Source organism: Yeosuana marina (genome assembly GCF_011762485.1).
Lineage (GTDB): Bacteria > Bacteroidota > Bacteroidia > Flavobacteriales > Flavobacteriaceae > Yeosuana > Yeosuana marina.
Genome location: NZ_JAAKGI010000003.1, coordinates 319,670 through 343,913, shown reverse-complemented (window position 1 = coordinate 343,913; position 24,244 = coordinate 319,670). Strand labels below are relative to the sequence as shown.

The 24,244-nt window shown below is 32.6% G+C and carries 20 protein-coding genes; 1 reads left to right on the top strand and 19 read right to left on the bottom strand.

Annotated elements, in window-relative coordinates:
• Position 1 precedes the first annotated feature (1 nt).
• The 13 genes from G5V56_RS06050 to cyoE all read right to left on the bottom strand — a co-directional run bounded on the left by G5V56_RS06050 (position 2) and on the right by cyoE (position 11,282).
• Positions 2 to 1,330 carry a TolC family protein gene (locus G5V56_RS06050; RefSeq protein WP_166962881.1) on the bottom strand — a complete coding sequence of 443 codons (1,329 nt, stop codon included), beginning with the start codon at positions 1,328 to 1,330 and terminating at the stop codon, positions 2 to 4.
• Between the two features lie 113 nt (positions 1,331 to 1,443).
• Positions 1,444 to 2,604: an efflux RND transporter periplasmic adaptor subunit gene (locus G5V56_RS06045; RefSeq protein ID WP_166962879.1), complete on the bottom strand. Its 1,161-nt coding sequence runs from the start codon at positions 2,602 to 2,604 to the stop codon at positions 1,444 to 1,446.
• A gap of 21 nt (positions 2,605 to 2,625) precedes the next feature.
• Entirely contained in the window at positions 2,626 to 3,885 is a 1,260-nt protein-coding gene (locus G5V56_RS06040) for an ABC transporter permease (protein ID WP_166962877.1), read from the bottom strand.
• 1 nt (position 3,886) lies between these two features.
• On the bottom strand, positions 3,887 to 5,131 hold the full coding sequence (locus G5V56_RS06035; protein WP_166962875.1) for an ABC transporter permease: 1,245 nt from the start codon (positions 5,129 to 5,131) through the stop codon (positions 3,887 to 3,889).
• Entirely contained in the window at positions 5,124 to 5,825 is a 702-nt protein-coding gene (locus G5V56_RS06030; protein ID WP_166962873.1) for an ABC transporter ATP-binding protein, read from the bottom strand. The genes G5V56_RS06035 and G5V56_RS06030 overlap by 8 nt, the downstream gene beginning before the upstream one ends.
• A gap of 134 nt (positions 5,826 to 5,959) precedes the next feature.
• Positions 5,960 to 6,187: a hypothetical protein gene (locus G5V56_RS06025; protein WP_166962871.1), complete on the bottom strand. Its 228-nt coding sequence runs from the start codon at positions 6,185 to 6,187 to the stop codon at positions 5,960 to 5,962.
• Positions 6,180 to 6,725 carry a DUF420 domain-containing protein gene (locus G5V56_RS06020; protein WP_166962869.1) on the bottom strand — a complete coding sequence of 182 codons (546 nt, stop codon included), beginning with the start codon at positions 6,723 to 6,725 and terminating at the stop codon, positions 6,180 to 6,182. The genes G5V56_RS06025 and G5V56_RS06020 overlap by 8 nt, the downstream gene beginning before the upstream one ends.
• Positions 6,725 to 7,465, bottom strand: coding sequence for an SCO family protein (locus tag G5V56_RS06015; protein WP_166962867.1), 741 nt, complete (start codon positions 7,463 to 7,465; stop codon positions 6,725 to 6,727). The genes G5V56_RS06020 and G5V56_RS06015 overlap by 1 nt, the downstream gene beginning before the upstream one ends.
• Position 7,466: 1 nt before the next feature.
• A complete protein-coding gene (locus G5V56_RS06010; protein ID WP_166962865.1) occupies positions 7,467 to 8,174 on the bottom strand; it encodes a hypothetical protein in 708 nt (235 codons plus the stop codon).
• A gap of 113 nt (positions 8,175 to 8,287) precedes the next feature.
• Positions 8,288 to 8,668 carry a cytochrome C oxidase subunit IV family protein gene (locus G5V56_RS06005; RefSeq protein WP_166962863.1) on the bottom strand — a complete coding sequence of 127 codons (381 nt, stop codon included), beginning with the start codon at positions 8,666 to 8,668 and terminating at the stop codon, positions 8,288 to 8,290.
• A gap of 18 nt (positions 8,669 to 8,686) precedes the next feature.
• Positions 8,687 to 9,667 (bottom strand): cytochrome c oxidase subunit 3, encoded by a 981-nt coding sequence (locus tag G5V56_RS06000; RefSeq protein ID WP_166962861.1) that lies wholly within the window; start codon positions 9,665 to 9,667, stop codon positions 8,687 to 8,689.
• 135 nt (positions 9,668 to 9,802) lie between these two features.
• Positions 9,803 to 10,384, bottom strand: coding sequence for a cytochrome c oxidase subunit 3 (locus G5V56_RS05995; protein WP_166962859.1), 582 nt, complete (start codon positions 10,382 to 10,384; stop codon positions 9,803 to 9,805).
• 7 nt (positions 10,385 to 10,391) lie between these two features.
• The gene (cyoE, locus tag G5V56_RS05990) at positions 10,392 to 11,282 is read right to left on the bottom strand and encodes a heme o synthase (protein WP_166962857.1); all 891 of its coding nucleotides are present in this window, start codon (positions 11,280 to 11,282) and stop codon (positions 10,392 to 10,394) included.
• A 143-nt stretch (positions 11,283 to 11,425) separates the two neighbouring features.
• On the opposite strand from cyoE, the gene G5V56_RS05985 reads away from it, so the two are divergent.
• Complete coding sequence (locus G5V56_RS05985; RefSeq protein WP_166962855.1) at positions 11,426 to 12,292, top strand: MBL fold metallo-hydrolase; 867 nt, start codon at positions 11,426 to 11,428, stop codon at positions 12,290 to 12,292.
• A gap of 5 nt (positions 12,293 to 12,297) precedes the next feature.
• On the opposite strand, the gene G5V56_RS05980 is transcribed toward G5V56_RS05985, so the two are convergent.
• From G5V56_RS05980 to sov, 6 genes are all read right to left on the bottom strand, one after another.
• Positions 12,298 to 14,397, bottom strand: coding sequence for a gliding motility protein RemB (locus tag G5V56_RS05980; protein WP_166962853.1), 2,100 nt, complete (start codon positions 14,395 to 14,397; stop codon positions 12,298 to 12,300).
• A 118-nt stretch (positions 14,398 to 14,515) separates the two neighbouring features.
• Positions 14,516 to 15,292: an energy transducer TonB gene (locus G5V56_RS05975; RefSeq protein WP_166962851.1), complete on the bottom strand. Its 777-nt coding sequence runs from the start codon at positions 15,290 to 15,292 to the stop codon at positions 14,516 to 14,518.
• 127 nt (positions 15,293 to 15,419) lie between these two features.
• The gene (locus tag G5V56_RS05970; protein ID WP_166962848.1) at positions 15,420 to 16,139 is read right to left on the bottom strand and encodes an energy transducer TonB; all 720 of its coding nucleotides are present in this window, start codon (positions 16,137 to 16,139) and stop codon (positions 15,420 to 15,422) included.
• A 60-nt stretch (positions 16,140 to 16,199) separates the two neighbouring features.
• On the bottom strand, positions 16,200 to 16,601 hold the full coding sequence (locus G5V56_RS05965) for a VanZ family protein (RefSeq protein ID WP_166962847.1): 402 nt from the start codon (positions 16,599 to 16,601) through the stop codon (positions 16,200 to 16,202).
• A complete protein-coding gene (gene gcvH, locus G5V56_RS05960; RefSeq protein WP_166962846.1) occupies positions 16,573 to 16,953 on the bottom strand; it encodes a glycine cleavage system protein GcvH in 381 nt (126 codons plus the stop codon). The genes G5V56_RS05965 and gcvH overlap by 29 nt, the downstream gene beginning before the upstream one ends.
• 64 nt (positions 16,954 to 17,017) lie before the next feature.
• Positions 17,018 to 24,238, bottom strand: coding sequence for a T9SS outer membrane translocon Sov/SprA (gene sov, locus G5V56_RS05955; RefSeq protein WP_240911231.1), 7,221 nt, complete (start codon positions 24,236 to 24,238; stop codon positions 17,018 to 17,020).
• Positions 24,239 to 24,244: the final 6 nt, after the last annotated feature.

The following is a 24,244-nucleotide window of genomic DNA, read 5'->3' as shown; positions in this document are numbered from 1 at the left end:
ATTAATTTATATCTGTAATAGGAATTCCAAAATAGAACTCTAGTACTTTTAGTTTAAAAATATAATCATATTTAGCGCGAATAACATCACTTTGAGCGGCCTCATATTTATTTTGTGATTGTCCATAATCAAAAGCGTTTAACAATCCTACATTGTATCGTTCTTTTGAATAGTTAAAGGCCTCCTCTCTTGCATTTAAAGTTTTTTGGGCTGCCTCATAAGCCTTTAAAGCGCCTTTAGCATCATTTTGAGCTTGATAAACTTTGGTTTCTAAATCTAAATTAGCCTGCTCTAACTTTATTTTAGCACGTTCTAAATTTACTTTATTTCTATTAACTTCATTTCGACTAGCAAAACCATTAAAAATAGGAATATTCAATCTCAATGCAAAATTATGACTTTTATTATCTGATATTTGAGTTTCAAAATCTGGTGTCTCAAACAAACCAGATTTAAAATAATTTGAACTAAAACTATAGGAACCTGTTAAAGTAGGCTGTAAAGCACCTTTTGCTATTTTTAAATCGGTCTCAGCTATTTTTCTATTGGTTTCTGCTATTTTAATATCATATCGTGTGTCTTTTGCTTTAGCAATAATGGCACTTGGCGACTCCTGAAGTATATCGGTAAGTGGCACATTATAGTTGGCGTCAACAATATCAAAATTCTCATAGTCCTCTATTAACAACGATTGTGCTAATTCAATCTTAGATATTAAAAGTGTATTTTCTGCTGCCACAATTTGTTGTTCCTGAGTTGCCACTGTAGCTTGAATTTCAAGCACGTCGCCTTTTGGCAATGAACCTGCATCAACCAATTCTTGGGTGCGAGCTAAATCTTGTTTAGAAATCTCTAATTGTGCCTTTAAAACCTTAAGTTGCTCTTTATTGAATAATATCTGTAAAAATGAATTAGCAACGAATAATGAAATGTCATCTTTCATGCTATCCAGTTGATATTTTGACGCTAAAATCTGAAGATTAGATCTGTGCAATTGACGCAAATTACGTTGACCTCTGTAAATGTCCAGACCTGAACTTATTCCTCCAGACATATTTCTGGTTGTAGAGTTAACAGCATCAAAAGTAGTTGGATCTTGACCTAAACCAATGCTCCATGAATGAGAAGCTGATGCATTTAAAGAAGGTAAAAAGTTACCAATAGCATCCTTCTTACTTATCTCAGATGTTTTTAAATCTAACTCACTTTGTTTAATTGAAATATTATTTTCTAAAGCATAATCAACACATGCTCTTAACGTCCACTTTTTATTTTGAGACTGTATTGTTGTGGTTAGTAAAACCAACATTATAACTATTATTTTTTTCATCTGCTTATATTTATTTTTTCAGATTGAATGCCACATGAATTATTTTATAAGTATTCACTTAATTGACATCACTCATTGGTCTATACAACTGTTAAAGTGTTACAATTAATTACTTATTTTTGAGCATAACTTGGAATACCTGAAATTTGATTCCATACTTTTATTTTATCTGATTTAGTAACACCACTTTTTACTTCTACAAAGATACCATCACTAATTCCTAATTCAACATCTCTTCGCTCGAATTTTTGATCACCAACTTCAACTTCAACAAATGGTTTTTTTGTTTCAGAATCATATTGCACTAACGCTTCTTTAATAGCCAAGACATTTTCTGCTTTTTCAAGAATAATTGATGCATTGGCACTTAACCCTGCCCTTATAAATGTAGAATCTAAAGATTTAATACTTCCTTTAATTTCAAATTGAATAGCGCCATTTTCAGCCACACCTTTTGGTGCTATATAATCTAAAACAGCATCAAACTTTTTGTTTTCAATGGCTCCTATGGTAATTTCAAGAGGTAGTCCTTCTTTAATTTTACCTACTTCACTTTCATCAACTTTTCCTTCAAAAATCATTTTTTTGATATCAGCCAATGATGCAATGGAAGTTCCTTCATTAAAATTATTGGCTTCAATAACCTGATTTCCTTCCTTAACCGGAACATCTAAAACCATTCCTGAAATAGTTGCTCTTACCTGTGTCTGTGCTATGTTGCCTAAACCACTTGTCGTTCCTGTTTTTATAATATCATAATTTTGCAAAGCAGACGTTACATTTATTTGTGCCTGATCAACACTTTGTTTTGCTTGTAAGTAAGTGTTTTTAATCCCTTCAAATTCATTTTCAGAAATCACCCCTTTTTCAAAGAGTGCTTTTTGACGATTAAAATTTGATTCCTCGGTTTTAAAATTAATTTTTGCTGTTTCTAAGGCTGTTCTACTTGTGGCTATATTGTTTTTTGCACTAGTTAGCGAAGATACATTTGGAATAACCCGTATTTTGGCAATTAAATCGCCGGATTTAATATATTCACCAGCTTCAATAAAAATTTCTTCAATGACTCCAGAAATATTTGGTTTTATAAGGACTTCTTCTTTGGGAACTATACTTCCAGTCGCAACAGTTTTTACTACAATTGTTTGTTCTGTTGGTGTTTCTGAAGTATAAGTTATAGGATCCTCTTGATTTTTTTTCCATAGATAAAAAAGTGCCGAAGCAAATAAAATCACTATGATAGCTAGTACGATAACGGTTCTGGTTCTTTTCATTGTTAATTATAATTATTCTTTTTATTCAATTCTTAATGCATCTACAGGTTTCATTTTGGTAGCACTATTAGCTGGTATTAAACCTGCCAATAAACCTGAAACTACTAATATAATAAGCGCTGTAAATACGACTCCCATACTTACGCTTGGATTTGCAAAATTATCTACTGGTCCGTTCATATCTAACAAATAATTTAAAATCCAAATTACTAAGGCCGAAAATGAAATACCAACCATTCCTGACAGGATGGTTAAAATTAAACTCTCTTGTAAAATTTGTGATTTAACTACCCAAGGTGTTGCTCCCAAAGCTCGTCTTATTCCTATTTCTTTGGTACGTTCTTTAACCACAATAAGCATGATATTACTGATTCCAATTATTCCAGACATGAGTACTAATGATCCAACAAAATAACCAACAATAGATAAGATGGTAAACAACCCATTTACTCTTGCAAACTGTTCAGACAAATCAAAATGACCAATAGCTCTGTCATCTGTAGGATCTATTTTATGCCTGAATTTCATTAAATCAAAAATCTTTTGTTTGATAGATGTAATTGGCACATCATCAACCGCTGTTACCGCCATCCAACCTACATTGTCTCCTCTATTAAATGCTTGCCCGAAGGTTGTGAATGGTATATAAATAGTATTAGCATCTTGTTCTTTATCTCCTTGGCTGTTGCTCATTTTGAAAGTTCCAACAACCATAAAATTTACACCGTTTATTTTTATGTAGGTCCCTAAGGCATCTTCATTTTTATCATATAATCCTTTAATGACACCTGTTCCAACAACACATATTTTTCGTTTATCATTTATATCTGAATAACTTATAAAACGTCCTTGAAGGATATCTAAAGGTTGTTGTTTAATAAACTCTGGGTAATCTCCATAAATTTCAAAAGCACCTGTTTTAGTTCCTCTTATTACATTATTGTTACCTCTAAATCCTCCTAATTGATTTCTAGGTGAGACATATTTAATATTGGGGATTTCAGATTTTATAGCCTCAACATCGTCTAACTTATAATTGAAATTTCTTCCTTTTGGTAATCCTTTATACGGTTTTGAGGTTCCTTGAGTCCACATAAACATCGAGTTGGTTGCAAAATTTCCAAAATCTGCCATAACCCCATGTTTAAGTCCGTTAGTAAGCGCTAATAATAATACCAAAATGGTTATTCCCCAAAACACACCAAATGCTGTTAATAAGGTTCTAAACTTATTGGCGTTTAAAGCTTCTAAAATTTCATCCCAACGATCTCTACTAAACATATTATTCGTCTCTTAATGCTATTATTGGTTTTATTTTTGCGGCTCTATATGCTGGAAAAAAACCAGCTAACGCCCCTGCAAACACAAGTATGAATACTGTTGTTAAGGCGACATTAAAATTCACTTGTGGATATTTTATAAAATCACTTTGTATTTGTGGCCCAATAAGTTCTAGTAAACCTAAGCCAAAAATTAGACCAAACAACCCTGCAAACATTGTTACAAAAATAGCCTCTTGAAGTATCATTCCAACTATTGACATTGGTAACGCTCCCAAAGCCTTCCTGATACCAATTTCCTTCGTTCTTTCTTTTACAATAATAAGCATGATATTACCTACGCCTACTACTCCAGCAATAATAGTTCCAATTCCTACAAACCAAAATACAGCTTGAATAGTGGCAATTAAGGAATATATTTTTTGAGCTTCTTCTAATGTATTGTAAACTCTTACAGCACTGGTATCATCTGGGGCAACCGTATGCATTTGTTTTAAATCGTTCTCAATACCTTGTGATACGCTTTTTGATAGTGCTACGGCTTGGTCAAAATTGTCAGACATTTTAACGGTAAATAACATATTTCTAATATTATCTCCTGCATTAAAAACTTTTTGGGCTGTACTTAAAGGAATATATGCTTGACTTTCTTCACGTTCTCCACCTGGATCATAAAATATCCCTATCACTTTAAAATTCATTCCGAAAACGGAAATATTTTTACCAATAGGATCTTCATCCTTAAATAAATCACGTTTCAGCTTATTACCTATTACCGCTACTTTTTTAAACTCATTTAAATCTGATTCATTAATAAATCGACCCGAACTAATATCTGCATTTTCGATAAACTGATGATCTGGCATCACGCCTCGAATTTGATAATTTCCAGATTCGTTTTTATAAGATATCGTACCTCCCCAAATCGCATATAAAGACGTTCTGTAATCTAAATACTCATCGTACTTTCTAGATATTGTATTGTAATCTTGATTTTTAAGTTGGACATATCTACCAGGGTTTAATCCTTTATATCCTTTGGTTGTATTACCTGTCCATATAGTTATTGTGTTTGTTGCATCTCTTTGAAATTGAGATGTTACACCATTTTGAATGCCTTTACTAAACCCTAATAAAATAACTAGAATAAAAATACCAGACGCCACAGAGAGACCTGTTAAGAACGTTCGAAGTTTATTTTTTCTTAACGTTTCAAATATTTCTTGCCAACGTTCAATATCAAACATATAATGAGGCTCTTACTTGTTCTACAGGATTGTCATCAATAATAAGACCATCTTTAATATGTACAATTCTTTTAGTCATTTGAGCTATATCATGCTCATGTGTTACCATTAAAATTGTTTTTCCTTCGTCATTAATACCTTGAATTAACTCCATAACTTCTTGAGACGTTTTAGAGTCTAAGGCACCTGTAGGCTCATCTGCCAATAGTACTTTAGGGTCACTTGCCAAAGCTCTAGCAATAGCTACTCGTTGCTTTTGCCCACCAGACAATTCGTTCGGTAAATGATGAGACCACTCTGCCAGACCTACTTTTTCAAGATAATGTTCTGCTTTTTCAATACGCTCTTGACGTTTTACACCTTGGTAATATAATGGCATAGCCACATTGTCTAAGGCTGTTTTATAATTGATAAGATTGAACGATTGGAAAATAAACCCTAAAAATTTGTTTCTGTAGTTTGCCGCTACCTTTTCATTTAAATTTTTGATAGGAACTCCATCTAAAATATAAGACCCAGAATCTGCTTCATCTAAGATTCCTAAAATATTAAGTAAAGTTGATTTACCTGAACCTGAGGACCCCATAATGGAAACCATTTCTCCTTCTTTAACATTGAAATTAATTCCTTTAAGAACATGAAGAGAATTAGTTCCCATGTGATAGGATTTATGCAAATCTTTAATTTGTATCATTGATTGATGGTTATTTATTCAAAAATAGCCAAAACAATTTCTCAACTATGCTAAATAATTGTTAAGACTTTTAAATAAGACTCTGTAAATAAGACTGTTCTTTCTTAGAAATGTTACAAAAAAAAATAACTTTTTTAACTTTTTTTTGTTCTAAAAAATTTCATGTATACAATTACGCCAATACCAGCTACAAGTATATATGGAATTGACATCAAGTAAACAATGCCATTATTAATACCTTCTGCCGCACTGTGACCTTCTTCATTCTCAAGTACTGCCCTACACATAGCACACTGTGCATCAACAGGAATGGAAATAATAAGAAATAAAATTAATAATATGAAACCTTTATTTTTAAGCATAGTAAGGTGATATCATGATATAAACAACAACGCCAGTTACTGCAACATAGAGCCACAATGGGAATGTTATTTTAGCAATTTTTTTGTGCTTTTCAATATTGTTAGTAATACCTCTTACGTAAGTAATTAACACAAAAGGAATCACTACAATTGATAATAAAATATGAGTAATTAAGATAATAAAATAGATATATCTTATAATGCCCTCTCCACCAAATTTAGTAGAATCACTCGTCATATGATAAGCAACATACATAGCTAAAAATGCTAATGATAATAGAATTGCAAATTGCATTAATCGTTTATGAAGATTGATTTTTTTATTTTGAATTGCTATAAAAGCGGACACTAAAACAAGAGCTGTAACAGCATTAATGCAAGCATATATTGGTGGTAAAAAGGTTAAAGGTTCAACATCAAAACCGAGTTCACGTAAGTTAACTCCAAATAATATAGCTACCACAACAGGTATAGCTATGGATAAAATAAGTATCCAGGTATTATACTTTTTTTCAGATTTTAAATTGGTTTGTGTCATTATTCTTTTAACAATTTAGCAATATCTTCTTTTAGCATAGTTATTTCTTGTTCCATGCCTGTCTCATCAACTTTTTCAGATTCTGAAATAATACCATTATAAAAAATGATAGGATTTCCTCCTACAACTCTTGAGCGAATAAATCCATTTTTATCAATAAGAGCAAAATTTCCCGAATGCTCAAAACCCGCAGGCACCGAATCATCTTGAGCCGTATACAAATTAAATCCTTCGTTTGCTAGCTTATAAATATCTTCTTGATTACCTGTCATTAAATTCCAATTCGGGTTGGTAACACCGTATTTTTTAGCATAAGCCTTTAAAACCTCTGGTGTGTCATGCTCTGGATTGATTGTAAATGATGCGACTCCAAAATTATCAAAGTCTGTAAACTCATTTTGAATTTTAACAAGATTTGCATTCATTCTAGGGCAAATAGTTGGGCACGTTGTAAAAAAGAATTCTACAATATATACCTTCCCTTTATAATCGTTTTCTGTAATGGTTTTTCCATCTTGGTTTATAAAACTAAAATGAGGTACTTTTTTGGACTTACCATTTATCTTAATAAACGCTAAATCTGATGGTGTTGATTTATGTTCGCCAACAAAATCGGTTCGACTGTCTTCTCTTGCTATATCATCATTCTTAATTCTATCTATAATTTTCGGAATAAAATAAATTCCAAAAACCAATATAATAAATGAAATGCCTATGTATGAATAATTAGATTTCTTCATCTTATTTTGTTATCTCGTTAGCTCTTCTTATTTCTGAATTAAATTCCCCTTTTCTTTTTTGTCTATACTCAGTGAATAAAATACGCATATCTTCTCCCATTTTATTCTTCAAATCGTCCACTAAAATGCAATCATACGAACTTAAACCATACACTGGTTTATTTTTAGCTTTCTCATTATCTTTTCTATCATCAATCCTGCCTCGCTGATTTAAATCTTTATCAACTATAAAAACAGCATTCGTTGCTAAGTCATAATTAAGTGGGCTCTTACTTTTTAAACTATTAAAAAGTGTCTGTATATCTTGAGCATTTCCATAAACAAATTGCCAAAACCTCGTATCCTGATAAGAGCTTATCTCTTCTCTAAGCTTCTTGGTTTCTTCTTGAGTTCCGTTAGGGACAACAATAACAATTTGGAATTTTTTAAATCCTTTAAATTTATCGTAAATCAATTCCTTTAAATTTGAAGCTGCTATTGAGTGTTCCATTGGTTTTTCACCAAGAAAACCAAGTACTGTAATATGATCTTTAAGAACTATCTGCTCATTATTATCTGAAGAAAATTGATCCAAATCTAACACAGAGTCACTAACTATATCTAACGGCGTATAATTATGGGTCGCTGGATATAAAAACAATAAAAATGCAACGGGTAAAAAGAATAATATTCCTAAAACTACGTATCGCTTTACTTTTGTGTAATTCACTTATTAAACCTGCTTAATTTATAATCTCTAATAAAGTGCAAAAATAGAAAAAGGTGGTTTAATAAACCACCTTCCTATATCTTTTAACATAGTATTAAAAAGATTTGTATGTTTTAAAAGTCTCTTTTAAGATAACCCTTATCATATACATCAAAAATATATCCGCCTTCTTGTAATAAGATGAATACTAAATATAGTATTAAAAATATCGCTGTCCATACAACCATACGTTTTAAACTAGATGTTTCATCTCTCATATGCATAAAATCCCATGTAATATAATATGCTTTAACAAGGGTTAAAATAATGAATACCCAGTTTAGAAGTTTCATGCCTAAAAAATGCCCCATCATTGATTCAGGCTTATAAATACCTAAAATAACTTCAACAGTAGTAACTAGTGATAAAAACACTAAAACGCCCCAAATTTTTTGAGTATTGGATTTAAACTTAATTAAACCTCTAAATATTTCTAATTTATGTTCGTGTGCCATTTTCGATTATATTATCAATTAAACTAGGTAGAAGAAAGTAAAAACAAATACCCAAACTAAATCTACAAAGTGCCAGTATAAACCAACTTTTTCTACCATTTCATAACTTTTCCGTTTTTCATAGGTGCCTAAAATAACATTAAAGAAAATAATAATGTTAATTACCACTCCTGAAAACACGTGAAAACCATGAAATCCTGTTATAAAAAAGAAGAAATCTGCAAACAATGGAGGTCCATATTCATTAACGTGTAAATTAGCTCCTTCTACCACATGCTTTGCTTCAGATTTTACTTTACTTAAAGATTCCTCTCTTGATAAAACTGTTGGATGACCATGCTCGTTTAAAAATTGTGTTCTCACTAAAATATTGTCATGAGCTTCCAATCCGTGGATGACATTTTCAATGGTATAGGTAGGGGTTGTACCTTGACTAACAGAAGCTAATCCATTTACATCTTCACGCCTTACATTTTCTACAGGTGTAGCAACCACAAAATCACTTAATGCAACTCTATGTCCATCGGTATCAACAAACTGTAAAATATTACCCCCTTTTGTTTGTACCGCTCCATAACTTCCTTTAATAAATGTTGACCATTCCCAAGCCTGAGACCCAACAAATATTAAACCACCTATAATGGTCAAGAACATATACAGAGTAACTTTTGATTTTTTTAAATGATGACCTGCATCAACGGCAAGCACCATTGTTACAGACGACATAATCAAAATAAATGTCATAAATGCCACGTAAATCATAGGTAAATCCTGCCCATGTAAAAACGGAACGTGCGTAAAGACCTCATCTGCAATTGGCCAAGCATCGATAAACTTAAATCTTGAAAATCCGTAGGCTGCTAAAAACGCAGAGAATGTTAAGGCATCAGAAACAATGAAAAACCACATCATCAGTTTACCATAACTGGCATGTAAAGGTTTAGAACCTCCACCCCAAGTTTTACCTTCTGTTCCACTAGTTACAACTGTAGTACTCATATTTATTGGTTGTTTAATAAAAGATGCACAAAAATAATCAATTTATTTTTCTAGCGAAATATCCGTGTATAAAATTCAAAAAACACTATAAAAAATAATTTTAAACTTAAATATAATAAAAACTACCCAAATTTTTTACCGAACAAAATATAAAAACAAAAACAGGTAAATCCAAAGTATATCAATAAAATGCCAAAATGTAGAGGCTAGTTCGAAACCAAGCATATTCGACGGGGTATACTTTTGTTTAAAATGATTATAAATTACAACCAATAAGCTAATTAACCCGGCTACAACATGTAAAATATGAACCATGGCTATTAAATAAATATAAGACATCGTCACATTACTGGTTGGCCCGGTAAAATTATATCCTAAATCAATAATTTGTTGAAACCCGTTAAATTGATTGTATATAAAGGCAATACCTAAACCTAAGGTGACAAATAACCATAAGGTAGTCATCGCTCTATTATCATTTTTTAAAGCTCTTTTTGCTAACAAAAATGATATACTACTAATTATAATTATAACCGCACTTATTGCAAATGAGTTTGGTAATTGAAAATCTTTTAACCAATCTGTTCTTGAACTACTCACAATAAAAGCGCTAGTCCATGCTGCAAAAGACATAATAAGAGAAATAATACCAAACCACAGCATCATTTTTTTTGCTCTTTTGGTTTTTTCTTCTTGGGTTCCTTGAGTTAAATCCATTATAATATTATCTTAAAAATTTATCTATAACGTAAACAATTTGAACAAGTGTTATGTAAGACACACTGGCCAACATGAGTTGTTTAGCTGCTTTTGTAGTCATTTTTTTAAACAACTCAATCGCGTAAAAAAGCATTCCTAAACCTAATACAAACACAATAATAGCTGAGAGTATTGACAAATGCAATTTACCTGTGAAGCCGAATACAGGTAGTATAGAAACTAAAATAGTCCAAATGGTATACATAATTATTTGAACAGCCGTTCCTTTGTCTTGCTTTCCTGTTGGCAACATAAAAAATCCGCCTTTTTTATAATCTTCAAACAAAAACCAGCCTATAGACCAAAAATGAGGAAACTGCCAAAAAAACTGGAGGGCGAATAATGTACCTGGTTCAATTCCAAAATCGTCTGTCGCTGCTACCCAGCCCAGCATAAAAGGAATAGCTCCCGGTATAGCTCCTACAAACACCGATAAGGGTGTTTTTGTTTTTAAGGGCGTATAAACACTAGTGTATATAAAAATAGAAATCGCCCCAAACATGGCGGTTTGCTTATTGATATTATAAAGGATAATAATACCTAATAAGGTGAAAATTGAGGCAATAATAAACGCGGTATTAACAGACATTCTACCTGCTGGAATGGGTCTGTTTTTAGTACGATCCATTAAAGCATCTAAATCCTTTTCAATAATTTGATTGTAAGCATTTGATGCGCCTACCATAAAATAACCTCCGAAGGCTAATAAGATTAAGGTTTTTAAATCTACTGTATCTACACCTAGCAAATAGCCTGCAAGTGATGAAAACACCACACTTATTGCCAGTCGCATTTTTGTGATCTCCTTAAAGTCTGATATGATAGAATTTACCGATAAAGAATTTGAATTGCTCAAGCTTTTTTTTATTAGTGCTTTTTAATGCGAGTGCAAAGATACTTTATTAATGAATTTAAGCAATTCTTTTTAATACTAAAATTTTGTACTAAGAGCTTGTACAAAAAGATTTTGTACTTTTAAAACCTTCTAATCCTTCAAATATGAAAATACTCAAAACCCTTTTTTTATTTTTTTCAACGGTCCTTTTATCACATGCTCAGGAAAACCAAGACGTTGTTATTAAAACACAACAATTATCAGACAATGTTTATATGCTTACAGGACAAGGCGGAAACATAGGACTTTCTATAGGTGATGACGGCGTTTTTATGATTGATGATCAATTTGCTAGATTAACCCCTAAAATTTTAGATGCTATTAGAGCACTAAGTGATAAACCTATACAGTATTTAGTAAATACACATTGGCACGGCGACCACACAGGCGGCAATGATAACATAGCTAAACAAGGAGCAAAAATTATTGCCCACGATAATGTCTATCAACGATTAAGCACTTCTACTCCAAAAACCCCAAAAGAAGCATTACCCGTTATTACCTTTAATGATAAATTACATATTCACATTAATGGTGAGGATGTTCTTGTTTTTCATGTTGATAATGCACATACCGATGGTGATGCGCTACTGTATTTTCCTGAAAGCAATGTACTTCATACAGGTGATACGTTTTTTAATAAACTCTATCCATATATTGATTTAGATTCTGGCGGAAGTGTTAATGGCTATATTGATGCTGTTAAAAAAGCTTTGATTGTGGTAGATGATGACACCAAAATTATTCCTGGTCATGGCGTACTAGGAACTAAAAAAGAGTATCAGTTTTTCTTAAGTATGCTTGAAGATTTAAAATCTAAAGTATTAGCTGAAATTGCTTTAGGAAAAACTGAAGACGAGGTTGCAGTAAACTCTGATATTACCAAAACCTATGATGATTTAGGGTATAGCTGGGCTTTTATAAACAGCGAAAAGATCCGTAGAACGTTTTATAAGAGTTTGAAAGAATAAGGTTACTAAAAATCAAAATACCAGTTAAACAAATCCGTTCTTAAGCCAATATTAAACCAAACTGTATTGCTCTTAAAGGCTGAAGCCGTTTCTAATTCTGGATTAAAATTTCTAAAGGTGATATCAGTAAATATCTTTAAATTAGAAGCAGGATTTATAAGATAACCCGCTTGTAAATTTGCGTAAAATGTATCTGTTTTATTACCCTGACCTACTGTAATACCGGTATCAAAAGGTCTGTCGTTATAATCTCTATAAATATCACCTCCGTAACTAAAATTATCGGTGCCATCATTGTAATCTAAACCTCTAACACCTAAAACAAGTTTTGCATTACCAAACCATCGTTTATAATGATATCTTCCTATAAGAATGGCTTCACTAAAGTTTGCTCCCCAAAGATGTGCCATAGATTGATTATTATGCCCATAGTTTAACACAATGGTATTATGCGAATAGGTGTAAGGTCTAACTCGATTATATTCAAACTGCAACATTAAATTATTGACTTTAAATGCATTGAAATATTTAACACCTAATTGATATCCAAACTTATTTTTCCAACTTTTTTGTCCTGCTGTAACATCAGTCAACGAAAATTCATCTAATATAAATTGACTGTAGAGATTTACATTATCATTCCACTTGTACTTTGCAGAAGCACCAAGCAGAGCATTTCCTGCTCCTTGACCTGTTTCAAACTCAATAGCTCTATAGAATATAACAGGATTTAAATAATTAACATCAAAGCCTCTGTTATTTGAGTTAGTCCATAATACCGATTCAAATAACCCTATATTCAAACGTTTTGATACATTCCAACTTAAATAATGGCTTGCCATATATTTGGTTAAAAAAGCTTTATCAACCGTTGCGTCTGGTCTTACATCTTTTAACCACATCCAAGTGTTTGTATATTTAATTTTCCAAAAAGAAGTGTTTAACTTTAAAAATGGATGCGGACTCGCCACATCACTTAAAAACAATGATCTATATCCATCACCAATAAAGTTTTTCCCATGACCAAACTGAATATTAATAAATTTAGCTGGTGCATACGATAAGTAAGCTTCAGCAACCGGATAATCATACGAATCAGTTCTAAAACGCTTGCCAATACCTCTTCCCGGCACAATAGCAGGGTCTGGACCAAAGGCTTTTAAACTTTCAGCATAATCATTTACATATTGCGCGAACCGTCCTTGACTTTCATAAACCGTTGTATAAAAATTAAAGTGCTTTCCTAAACCTCCTTGTACTAAAAGGCCTCGTGTATTATTATATGTTGTGCTAAAATCTGCATTCGTATCTTTTCCACCTTCTAAGTCCAAAATAGGATCGACTGTAAACCAAAAATCATTTGCTTCAACTTGAACTAAATGCTCATTCCAAAGTTTTCTTCCTACCCAAGAACTTGTTTCTTTTTTTAAAGCTTCTGTTTCTGCTTTAAAATCATAATATTTTGAAACATCATTATATACAAATGGTTTTGAAGCGGTATGACTATTGGTCCCAACAAGATTCATACTTCTATCAAACCTTGAATAGTCTGTATGGGTAAACGGAATATTTAATTGACTTGAATATGACTTATTTGAAAATGATTTTATTGAGGCATTCACTTCGTCATATTCTAATTTTGCTTGTCTCTCTATTTTAGAAATCTCATTCTCTTGTCTTAAATCTTGGGTTTCAACAACTTTATCTTCTAATGGAATTTTAAGAGTTATAGAATATTGTTTAAATGTAGGATTTCCATTGTAGATCCCTGGTTTTATTTTTGGGAATTCTGAAAATACACGTTCTGCTTCGTCTTTCAATTCGTTATACATGGCATCCACATAAATAATTTTAAATTGCCCTGTAGTATCAACTTCAAAAAGAATAACCACCTCTCCTTTATAATTGTCATCTAATACATTCTGAGGCACCTTAAACTTGTTAAAGAGCAGTTGAAACACGTTCTCGTTAAAACACTTCTGTTGAGATTCTATAGAGGCATTTTCACAATCAGGAAACATTGGAGGCCTTTCATTAAATAAATCGTCTTGTGAAAACAGGTTATATTGAACTAATAGTAGGAGTAGAACAACGAGTCTCTTCATGGGATTGTACTAAGAATTGTTTGAAAGCAGAAAGATACTATATTTTTAAGAATGCAAACATTAAAAAAACCGTTATCCTAATGAATAACGGTTTTAAAGCAAAAAGAGTATATAAAAACTAATTTTGAACTTTAAAAACTATTGGTAACGAATAAATAACACCCACGGGTCTATCTCTTTGTTTACCAGGCTCCATATCAGGAATTATATTGACTACACGCTCCGCCTCTTCTTCTAGCTTTGGATGTGTTGCCCTTGTTTTAATATCGGTTACATGCCCAGTTTTATCAATTTTAAACTCGACATTAATTCTTTGAATTCCAGACAAACCGTACTCTGAGGCTATATTACTATTAAACTTTTTTTGAACGAGCTTATTAATTTTATCTGACATACATTTTCTTCGTTCATTATTATCCTTTGCCCTTTCGCATCCCGGATAAATAGGCACTTGCTCAACAAGAATATACGGCACATTTTCAACCTCTGGAATTTTAATTACCTCAGGAACTCTTTTAGGATCGATAGGAGTTTCTGTTACAACTGGATCTTTAGTGAAAATTTCAGGTGTATTTTCATCAATAACAAACTTTGGATCAACAACTCTGGTTATTTGTTTTTTAACCATCTCTTCTTTTTCCGGTTGAGCTGGCTTTATTAATGGAACATCAATAAAAAGGGCTGGCTCTTCAATAGGCTTAAATTCACAAATTTCTTGCAATCTTGTTTCAAATGTCATTTCAAACAAACCATAAGCGGCTAATAAGCAAATAATCAAACCTACTTGAAAATAAAGAATTGTGTTTTTTTGTAAATTTGCATCATGCTTTTGTGATTTTTTCACGGATTTCTCATTTTGGCGAATGAGTTCGTGAGGATTTTTTGGAATTCTCATAATAATTTTAGATTAACTGTTAATATTATGATAAAATCACAATAAGTGTACCAAAAAAAGAAATCCCGTTACATGTTATGTAACGGGATTTTATATTTGTTTATTCCTTAACTAAAAGGAAAGAAAATTAATCTTGTACTTGGAATATAATAGGTAAAGAATATGGAACTGTTACAGCCTTACCACGTTGTTTCCCTGGTTTCATTTGAGGAAGCAAACCAATAACACGAGCCGCCTCTTTTTCTAGAGCTGGGTGTGGAGCTCTTGCACGAATACCTGTAATTTTTCCAGATTTATCAATTTTAAAAATTACATTAATACGTTGTCTTCCACTTAATCCTAATTCACTAGCTAAATCTGTATTAAATTTTTTATTTACAAAATCAGCGATTTTTTCAGACATACATTTTTTCTTTGCATTGTTATCGCCTTTATCACAACCTGGAAATACCGGTACGTTTTCAATAACAGCAAAAGGCACTTCTACATCTTCCTCTACTTCTTCTACAGCAACATCTTCTACTTCGGCAATTTCTGTCTCTTGATCAGCTTCTGTGGACTCTATAACAGTTTCTTCAACCTCCGCCTCATCTTCAACAACTTCAATTTGCTCTGGAGCAGCAGGTGGTGGTGGTGGTGGTGGTGGCGTTTGTAATTGTTCCGTAATTGGAACTTCTTCATCGTCTAACGCATCCATACTTACTTGCCCTATATCAATATTAGACTTATCATAAGATTTGTAATTGATCGCATAATTTGTAAGAAACAACATTAAAGCTAAACCAATTGCGAAATACAGTGAACTGTTACGTCCAACATTTGCTTTAGGATTTTTCTTAGGTTCCATAATTTTAATCGTTTTTGTAGATTGCTAAAATAACTATTTATTTATCAAAAAAACAAGTCTTTATATTTTTTTAATAAGGATTCTGTTTTTAATGTATATTACTAATGTTGCCAACAACGCTCCTAGAGTATTAGCAAACACATCATTTATATCTGATTGTCTGCTAGTTGTTATAGCTCCCTGAAGTATCTCAATAATTATACCAAACACGACAGAAAAACAAATAGCATAGATAATACTTTTATTTTTATTTATTTTAAATTGAAAAAATAACGTAACGTACCATAAAATTGCTAATACAAAATAGGCTGAAAAGTGAAAAATTTTATCAGCATTTTGAATGTGAACTTCCTCAACTATTTTATCTACTTTTATAAGACAAACCGTAGCTAACGCTAATGAATACAGTATTGTTATTATTAAAGAATAGGTTTTAAGCACCAACCAATGTTTTATAAGCATCAGCAGATAACAAGTTATCGACCTGAGACAAATCTGAACACTTCATTTTAATCATCCATCCTTCACCATAAGGATCTGAATTTACTTTTTCAGGCTCGTCTTCTAAAGCCTCATTGAACTCTATTATTTCACCAGATAATGGCAAAAATAAATCTGATACCGTTTTAACGGCTTCTACGGTTCCAAATATTTCTTCGGCCTCTAGTGTTTCATCAAGGGTTTCAACCTCTACGTAAACAATATCTCCTAATTCGCCTTGCGCAAAATCTGTAATTCCAATAGTGGCAATGTCTCCTTCAATTTTAACCCATTCATGGTCTTTTGTGTAGTGTAATTCTGCTGGTATGTTCATTTTTGTGTTTTATATTGATATTGCAAATGTATTTATTCAAATCTTTAATTCAAATACTTATTTGTTAATTCCCAAAATTATATCGAATGGTAAAACCAGATCGGATAGTTGTTTGTGGAAATGCTGTTGAAATAGCGTATTCTGAAAACGAATAATCAAAGTAAAAAATTCCAGTTAGATTTTTACTGAAGGCATAATCTGCTGAATATTTTAATCCCCAAATTGTTTGTCCCGAGGTTACTTGATTGTTTTCTAAATCTAAATATCTTATAATGGTTTTGTTATCTCTTATAGAAATATCTGCCTTCATATTTAAGTCGCTAACAATTCGTTTTTGAGGCCCTGCCAACTGCGATCTAATTCGTAAATCTTTAATTCTATACCCTAAACCAATGACATATTCTTTTCCTTGAATTTCAGTCATTAAATTATTATCAAAACTTAATGATAACAACCTATCTTTTTTAACTTCAGCAAGAATTTTAATAGAGTTTTTCATTTCAAAATCAATTCTTACAAGCGGACTAAACATTTCTGCTAAGTTAATATTGCTATATAAGTTTTCATTTTTATAGTTACCAGATTGGTCTAACACATTGCTTGGTTGTGAATCATAATCTGAATTATAATCAATAGTTGAATAATCTAAATTAGATCTAAATTGATTGATGGTATATGTTGAACGATAGCCATGTGTAATAGAGAAACGTTTGAATCGTTTTTTAAACCATTCAAATTTCATTAAACCAGTATATTTAATATCCCAATTAGGAATTGGCACATCTCTAAAAGCTCCCAGTTTTACACTATTAGCGTCTGTACCTGTATAGGCGGCTAAAAATGCTGGTATAAGAACTGATTGATTATTTTTACCAAAGCCTTTTGGATAGCCATCTATTCCAATATTATCCGGGTTATTTAAATCTACGCCTCTATCGGCCGCCAATCTTTGAGCTATTGTTAATCTATTTGCTCTAAAATCACTAAATGCTTGAGAGCTATTTTCATCACTTGTACTAAAGGCCGTTTTTAATAGCACCGTAGAGATATTAAAATTACCAAACGTATTTGGTGTTAAAGACTCATATTCATAGTCTCCCCCTGTATCATTAACTCTGTAGTTTTCTGTAAAGTTTTCATAGTATGCTCTGTTTCCTATAAGATCGATTTTTAAATCTTTTACAGGCTCTAAACTGGCAGAAACGTCTAATTGTTTTGTATGTGTTTCGGTATATTGTTGGTTAAACTCGGGAAAAACAGTTAACCATCCATTTCTAGCCGCTAAATAGCGTATATCAGTTTGACTTCCAAAAGTATACCCCAATGTAGGTTTAAGTGTTCCTATAAAACCAGGTGTTGGCAAATATCCGGGTAAAAACGTTCCGTTATTTTCAGAATAATTAAATTGAATTCGCTTAATACTAGTTAAAATATCTATTCCAGCATTTAATATTTTGGTTCCACCTCCGCCTTTAGTTTTCACCTTGTTTGTGTTGTCTTGATTTGCCCCTGGAGGCGCTCCACTGGTTCTTGACCTGACAACTCGTGTTGGCTTTTTTGTTAACCCAATATACTTGTACAACTTATTCATATCTAAAGTTGTATTGATATTATGAGTATTAGCATTTTGAATGGTGTTTCCTAAATCATAGGTTTGTCCATCTAATTCTAAATTACCATATAAATCAGATCCTTTTTGCCATTGGAAATCGCTACTGTATTGATACGTCGCATTTATAAAACTAAAGGTTGGTATTTTATTAATAGGTAACTCGTAGGTAATTCCTAATTGTTGATTTTGCCTGTTAGGATCTCCAAAATCAAAAAATCCGTCCCAAATGTCTAAGGTTGGATCTTGTTCGCCATTAAGAATATTATCTTTAAAATAATTACGTACTATGTTATTATTAGCCGCTGTAAAATTAAATTGTAGGGCCTTAGTTAAATTGTAATTAATAGTGTATTGAAAATCGAACATGTAATTTCTTCGATATAATTCTTCAAGTCCAATATTATTCCCTCCTAACTCAACCTCTCTGAATTTTTGACTATTAAATTGTCTATTAATATTTGAATTAATAGTGAAGCTAGTAGGCATTAAATTAACATTAAAGTCTTTTAAAAGTTTCCAATATTTTCCTGTAAACAACGAATCATTTTTCTTAAACGGTTCTATAGATAACGGGTTAAAGTTATAGGCATAATTAGCTCCTACACGTAAGGTTTTATTAACCGCTTTTTCAATTTCAAAATCCCTGTGTTCTTCTTTGTTATACGAATAATTAAACGTTAAATTTTCAACATCATAAAAACGTGGTTTCTTCTCTGTTGTTCTATTTTTTCTGACACCTATAAAATTGATGCTTTGCCTTTTAGTGTAATCTTCAGACTGTTGTTTAATTTGCTCCCTTTCGGCATTAGAATTGGCTGCTGCCAATCTTGAATCCAGCGTAAGGTCTTTATAATATTGATCGTATTTTGGGGTGATAAGCTCTTCACTCTGACCGTAATTGAATGGAATTTGAACACCCCATTTTTTTGGTAATAATTGTCCAACATTAACATTAGTTACCACATCGTATTGTTTAACATCTTCTAAACTACGTTGACTTGGACCTTGCTCTATGGATCCGAATCCAGATGTACTTTGTCTCCCCGTAGCACTTATATTCATAAAATCAGCTAAATTGGTATCCATACTTACTACAGCAGCCCAACCGCCTTCGTTATCCATATCTGATAACCGTAATTCATTATACCAAATCTTAGCGCAAAGATCGTTTCTATTAGTAGCATTTTTCACTCCAACCATCAACGTTCTTATATCTCCAAAATTAGGATTTCCTTTAATTGCGACTCGATGCTGTCCTGCCACATAATTAGAATATTGATCTCCTGTAATAGGAACAGCTTTTCCATCAATAACATCATAAAATGTAGGATCTTCATTTGTTAAGGTTCCATCTGAAATTCCTTGTGCTTTAATTTGAGCCAATACATCAAGTGATAAATTAATTTCATTCTCTTTGGGCCAAAGTTCTTCTCTTGTAATTCCTGTTGATACTTGTAATGGTATTTCTATTTGGTAATAATTTTGGGTTAAGTCGTTACCCATTCTAATAAAACCAACCAAATCATTACTTGTTAAGCTTCCAGATTCATCATCTTGCGCATGCATAAACATTCTTAAACGTTTATACTGGCGCATATCTACACTTATATTTTTATAGACTGCTTTAGAATCTTTTGTTTCCAAATTACAAACGTTAACCACTAAAGACTGTTCATTTTGTTGTACAACCGTATTATTGTTAAATAGTTGCTCCGGTTCAATACCTGGTGGTCTTTGGTAACTACCCTCATTTTCGATAGTTCCTATAACGCCAACTGAAAAATCTGTCTGAGGATCATCAGGTGTTGGGTCATTTTTATCTAAAGCTTGTGTGTAGCGCCTCCAATCACTTCGTACTAAGTCGATTGTTCCAAATCGGAATACTGTAGGCTGTGTAAACCCTTTAAGAAATAACCGCGTAAAACGTGCAGAACGTAAATCGGTTATTCCTCCAATCGATTTTCTCTGATTTCCTTCAACAGGAATTCTAAACTGATACCATCGCACATCTACTTTATCACCATTTGGCAGGGCTCTAGGTCTAACTTTAAAATCTGTTATAAACTCCTTTAATGGATTAGATGCAGGAATATTATCATATTCGCTTTGAGTTTCCGGTAAATTTTGTCTGGTAATATCAAGTTCATATTCAAAATAACTATCAATCGTGTTCATGGTATTATCACGATTAATGTCTTCTACGTCTGGTTGCGTATTAGCACCTCTATCCGTATTTGAAAAGGTGTCAGGCGTATTTCCTTCAACACCATTATACTTTTTATAGCGCTCAAAGATATCCCCATCTGTATTTAAAAAATAGGTGTAATCATCATTTGCTGGATCGTCACCAAAACTCGCTCCAAAGTTTGCAATTTCTTCGCTATTATTATATCCATCATATCCAACATCCTGATTTATTCGTTCTTGTCCTGTGGTGTCAAAAGCATACACTAAGGACTGATTTTGAGGCACAACCGTTCCCCAAGCTGTTACTGGAAGCAAACTTTTGTCGCCATTTTTAGGCAACCCATTTTCATACAATTTTCTGCCATCCTTCACAATATCCTCAGAAATATTCCCTAAATCAAAAACTAATTTTCCTCCTGGATTAGAAGGATTGTCTTGAAATGGATCCTGCAACCAAAATTCAATGTATTCTACATTGGCTTGCTCTAAATCGGTCGATGTTAATTGACGCGTTATTCCTGCCCAACTTTCTTGTGGATTATCTATAATACCATCTGTTGCATCTGGTTCAAAATTATACGGCCCTCTTTCTGAAGGATAATAGGCTAAATCCAACGTATTAAGTACGGAATTCTGTCCTTGAACTAAATCGCGCTCAGGGAATAGCTCATTAATAAAAACCCGACTGGTATATAAGTTTGACATATCATCATCTGATATATCTCCTGGTCGCTGACTGCTATAAAAAATAGGATCTATCGTATACCAATTTAACCGAGCCCTTTGATATCCATTTTGAATACCATTATCATCCTCATTAGGATTTCCTGGAACGCCTAACCCTATTGGTCTACTGGATAAGAACCATGATTGTTGCGATTTTAAATCGATAGCATTTTGAGAGCCTTCAAAATCATCAATATATGAGGTTGATTCTCCATTAAGATTCGTTCCTTTTGGGGCACCTGGTGCCAAATAGGCAAACTCACCACGTAGTGATAAGTTAGATTCTACATCGGTATCAATATTAGGAAGCTTATTTACTAAACGTGTTAAAAAAGGTACTTTGGTAGAATAATTACCATTTAATCCGAAAATGGTATTATTTATAGGTTCAGTTCCGTAATTAGCTTTTTGCGTTATTGGTCGTTCGTTTAAATTTAAAAGTGTGGCTCCTAACAAGAAATTATCATTAAACTTATGTTCTATATTTATGCCTGTAAAACGTTTTGATTGCTGACCAAAAACAGCATTATTTTCTGTAGAAACTTGGATTGGGGTGTTTGAGGCTTTTAACGCTTCATCTAAAATTTGGACGCGACCCAATTGATAATTTACCGTATAATCAATACCTTCAACCAACACACGACCACCGGCAGTTACCTTAACCGATCCTCTAGGAACATTAAATGAACCAATAGGAATACCGTCACCACTTTCTGATTTGTAGCGCCCTTTTAATAGAAACTTATTTTTTTCAACAGCTTCTAAAGCAGCTGTTTTGGTGCTTTTATAAAGCACATCATATACGTACTTCTTTTGGTTGTCATTGTAAGAGGCTTCATTACTATAATCTTCACTTGCATTCAGTGATAGTTTATTAAATAAATAGCTACCAAACGGCTCTACACTTGTGAAAATTATTTTTCCGTTCTGAGGAATCACTGTAATGCCTGGATAGAAATCAAAAAAGCCATCGCCATTGGTCTGTGGATCATTATTGAAATTTAATTTATCCAAATTAAAAACTCTCAATAGCGGTATTTCATTTAATGGGTCTTCATTGGGACCAGGCGTGGGGAATGGTGTGCCGCTAACCGGAGTAATATAATTTAAAGGTGACGACTCGTTATAAAAAATATTCAGCTTAAAATCATCCGGACTTAATTGATATGCCCCGGTGTCATAAATATTTTTCATCATTAAGTCCCAAACTGGCTGATTCACATTGGTAATGCTACTTTTTAATAATTTCAATACCAAGTTACTATTAACCACATTGGTTACTTGACCAGATGTATTGGTAGTTACATTGGTAGCATCAACCCCATCATTAGCAAATTCACCTACTTGATACACTTGTCCTCCAACTGTAAATTGATACGCGACCGCCAATACCTCATCATTATTTAACCGTTGGTTTAACGAAATATATCCTAAATCTTTATTAAGAACATATTCTTGTCCTTCAATTAACTTTCTAGCATTTTCTAATTTAGCATAATCAAACCCTTCTTTTACATTTGACACCGTAATACCAGATTGTACCGTAGCAACATCTCTAATAGCATTGGTTAATTGAGAGCCAGCGCCTCCAATATTTGTTGGGTCAAAATCATTATTACCATTATCTGGAAAAGATCCTGGTCCAGTATTTACAAAACCTCCAGGAGGTGTTTGCAATCCAATCACATCAGACTCTCCCAAATCTTGAAGCGCAACCACATTCCTGATATTATCTGTTCTATTGCTTCTATTGGTTACCCAAACTTCTATTCTTGTAATTTGTAATCCTCCATTGTTTAAAAATGGATAGGTTGCCAAGGCTTTATCATAATGATCTCTAAAATACTGTGATAAAAAGAAGTGCCTATTTTCATCATAATCTCTTATAAACAATTCAAATTCTTCTACAGTACCACCGCCTTGCGCGATAACGGTATTTGCTTGCGATTTTTGTTCAGAAAAAACTCCTGTAACGGTTGTTTTTCCGAATTGCAATTGTGTTTTAACACCAAACAAACTTTGTGCACCTGTGATTAAGGAACTATTCAAAGGCATACTTACATTACCTACCTCTATCTTTTGAATAATATCATCTTCGGTGGGTGTATATTCTAATTTGATTAAATTTTGAAAATCGAAGGTAGATTGAGTGTCATAGTTAGCTGTAACCTGAAGTCGGGTTCCCACCTTTCCCAATAAACTTAAACTAATACGCTGGTCAAAATCAAATGTAAAATTACTTCTATTTCTTGGTGAAAAAGACGGGTTATCTTGTTTTGAAAAAAGCACTCCTAGATCCATTTCAACCGATCCTTGAGGTACAATATCAATGTTGTTTCCTCCAAAAATAGATTCGAACAAATCTGATTTTACATAAAACCCAGGTAATAAATTTTTCTGTTCATCTTCAGAACCTTCCTTTTTACCATCAAAGGCATCAATTTTTTGTTTGTAATAGGATCTTAAATTTTCTCTTTCAACTAAATCTTGATATTCCTTTGGAGTAAGGATAATAGGATAATTTATATTGAAACTTCCAACTTTTTCTGTGTAAATATATCTATCGGTAATGGGGTCGTAGGTGTATTTAGATTCGATACCGTTAGGGTTAGGCATTTTTATTTTACCTAAGGAAAACCCTGTAGCTGTAGAATCTTGCTCTGGCTGTTGAGACCATACTGTAAGTGAAAAAAGAAACGCAAAACATAAGAATAAATATCTATTAATTAATTTATAAAATATTGCGTTAATTGTATTCAAAATCAA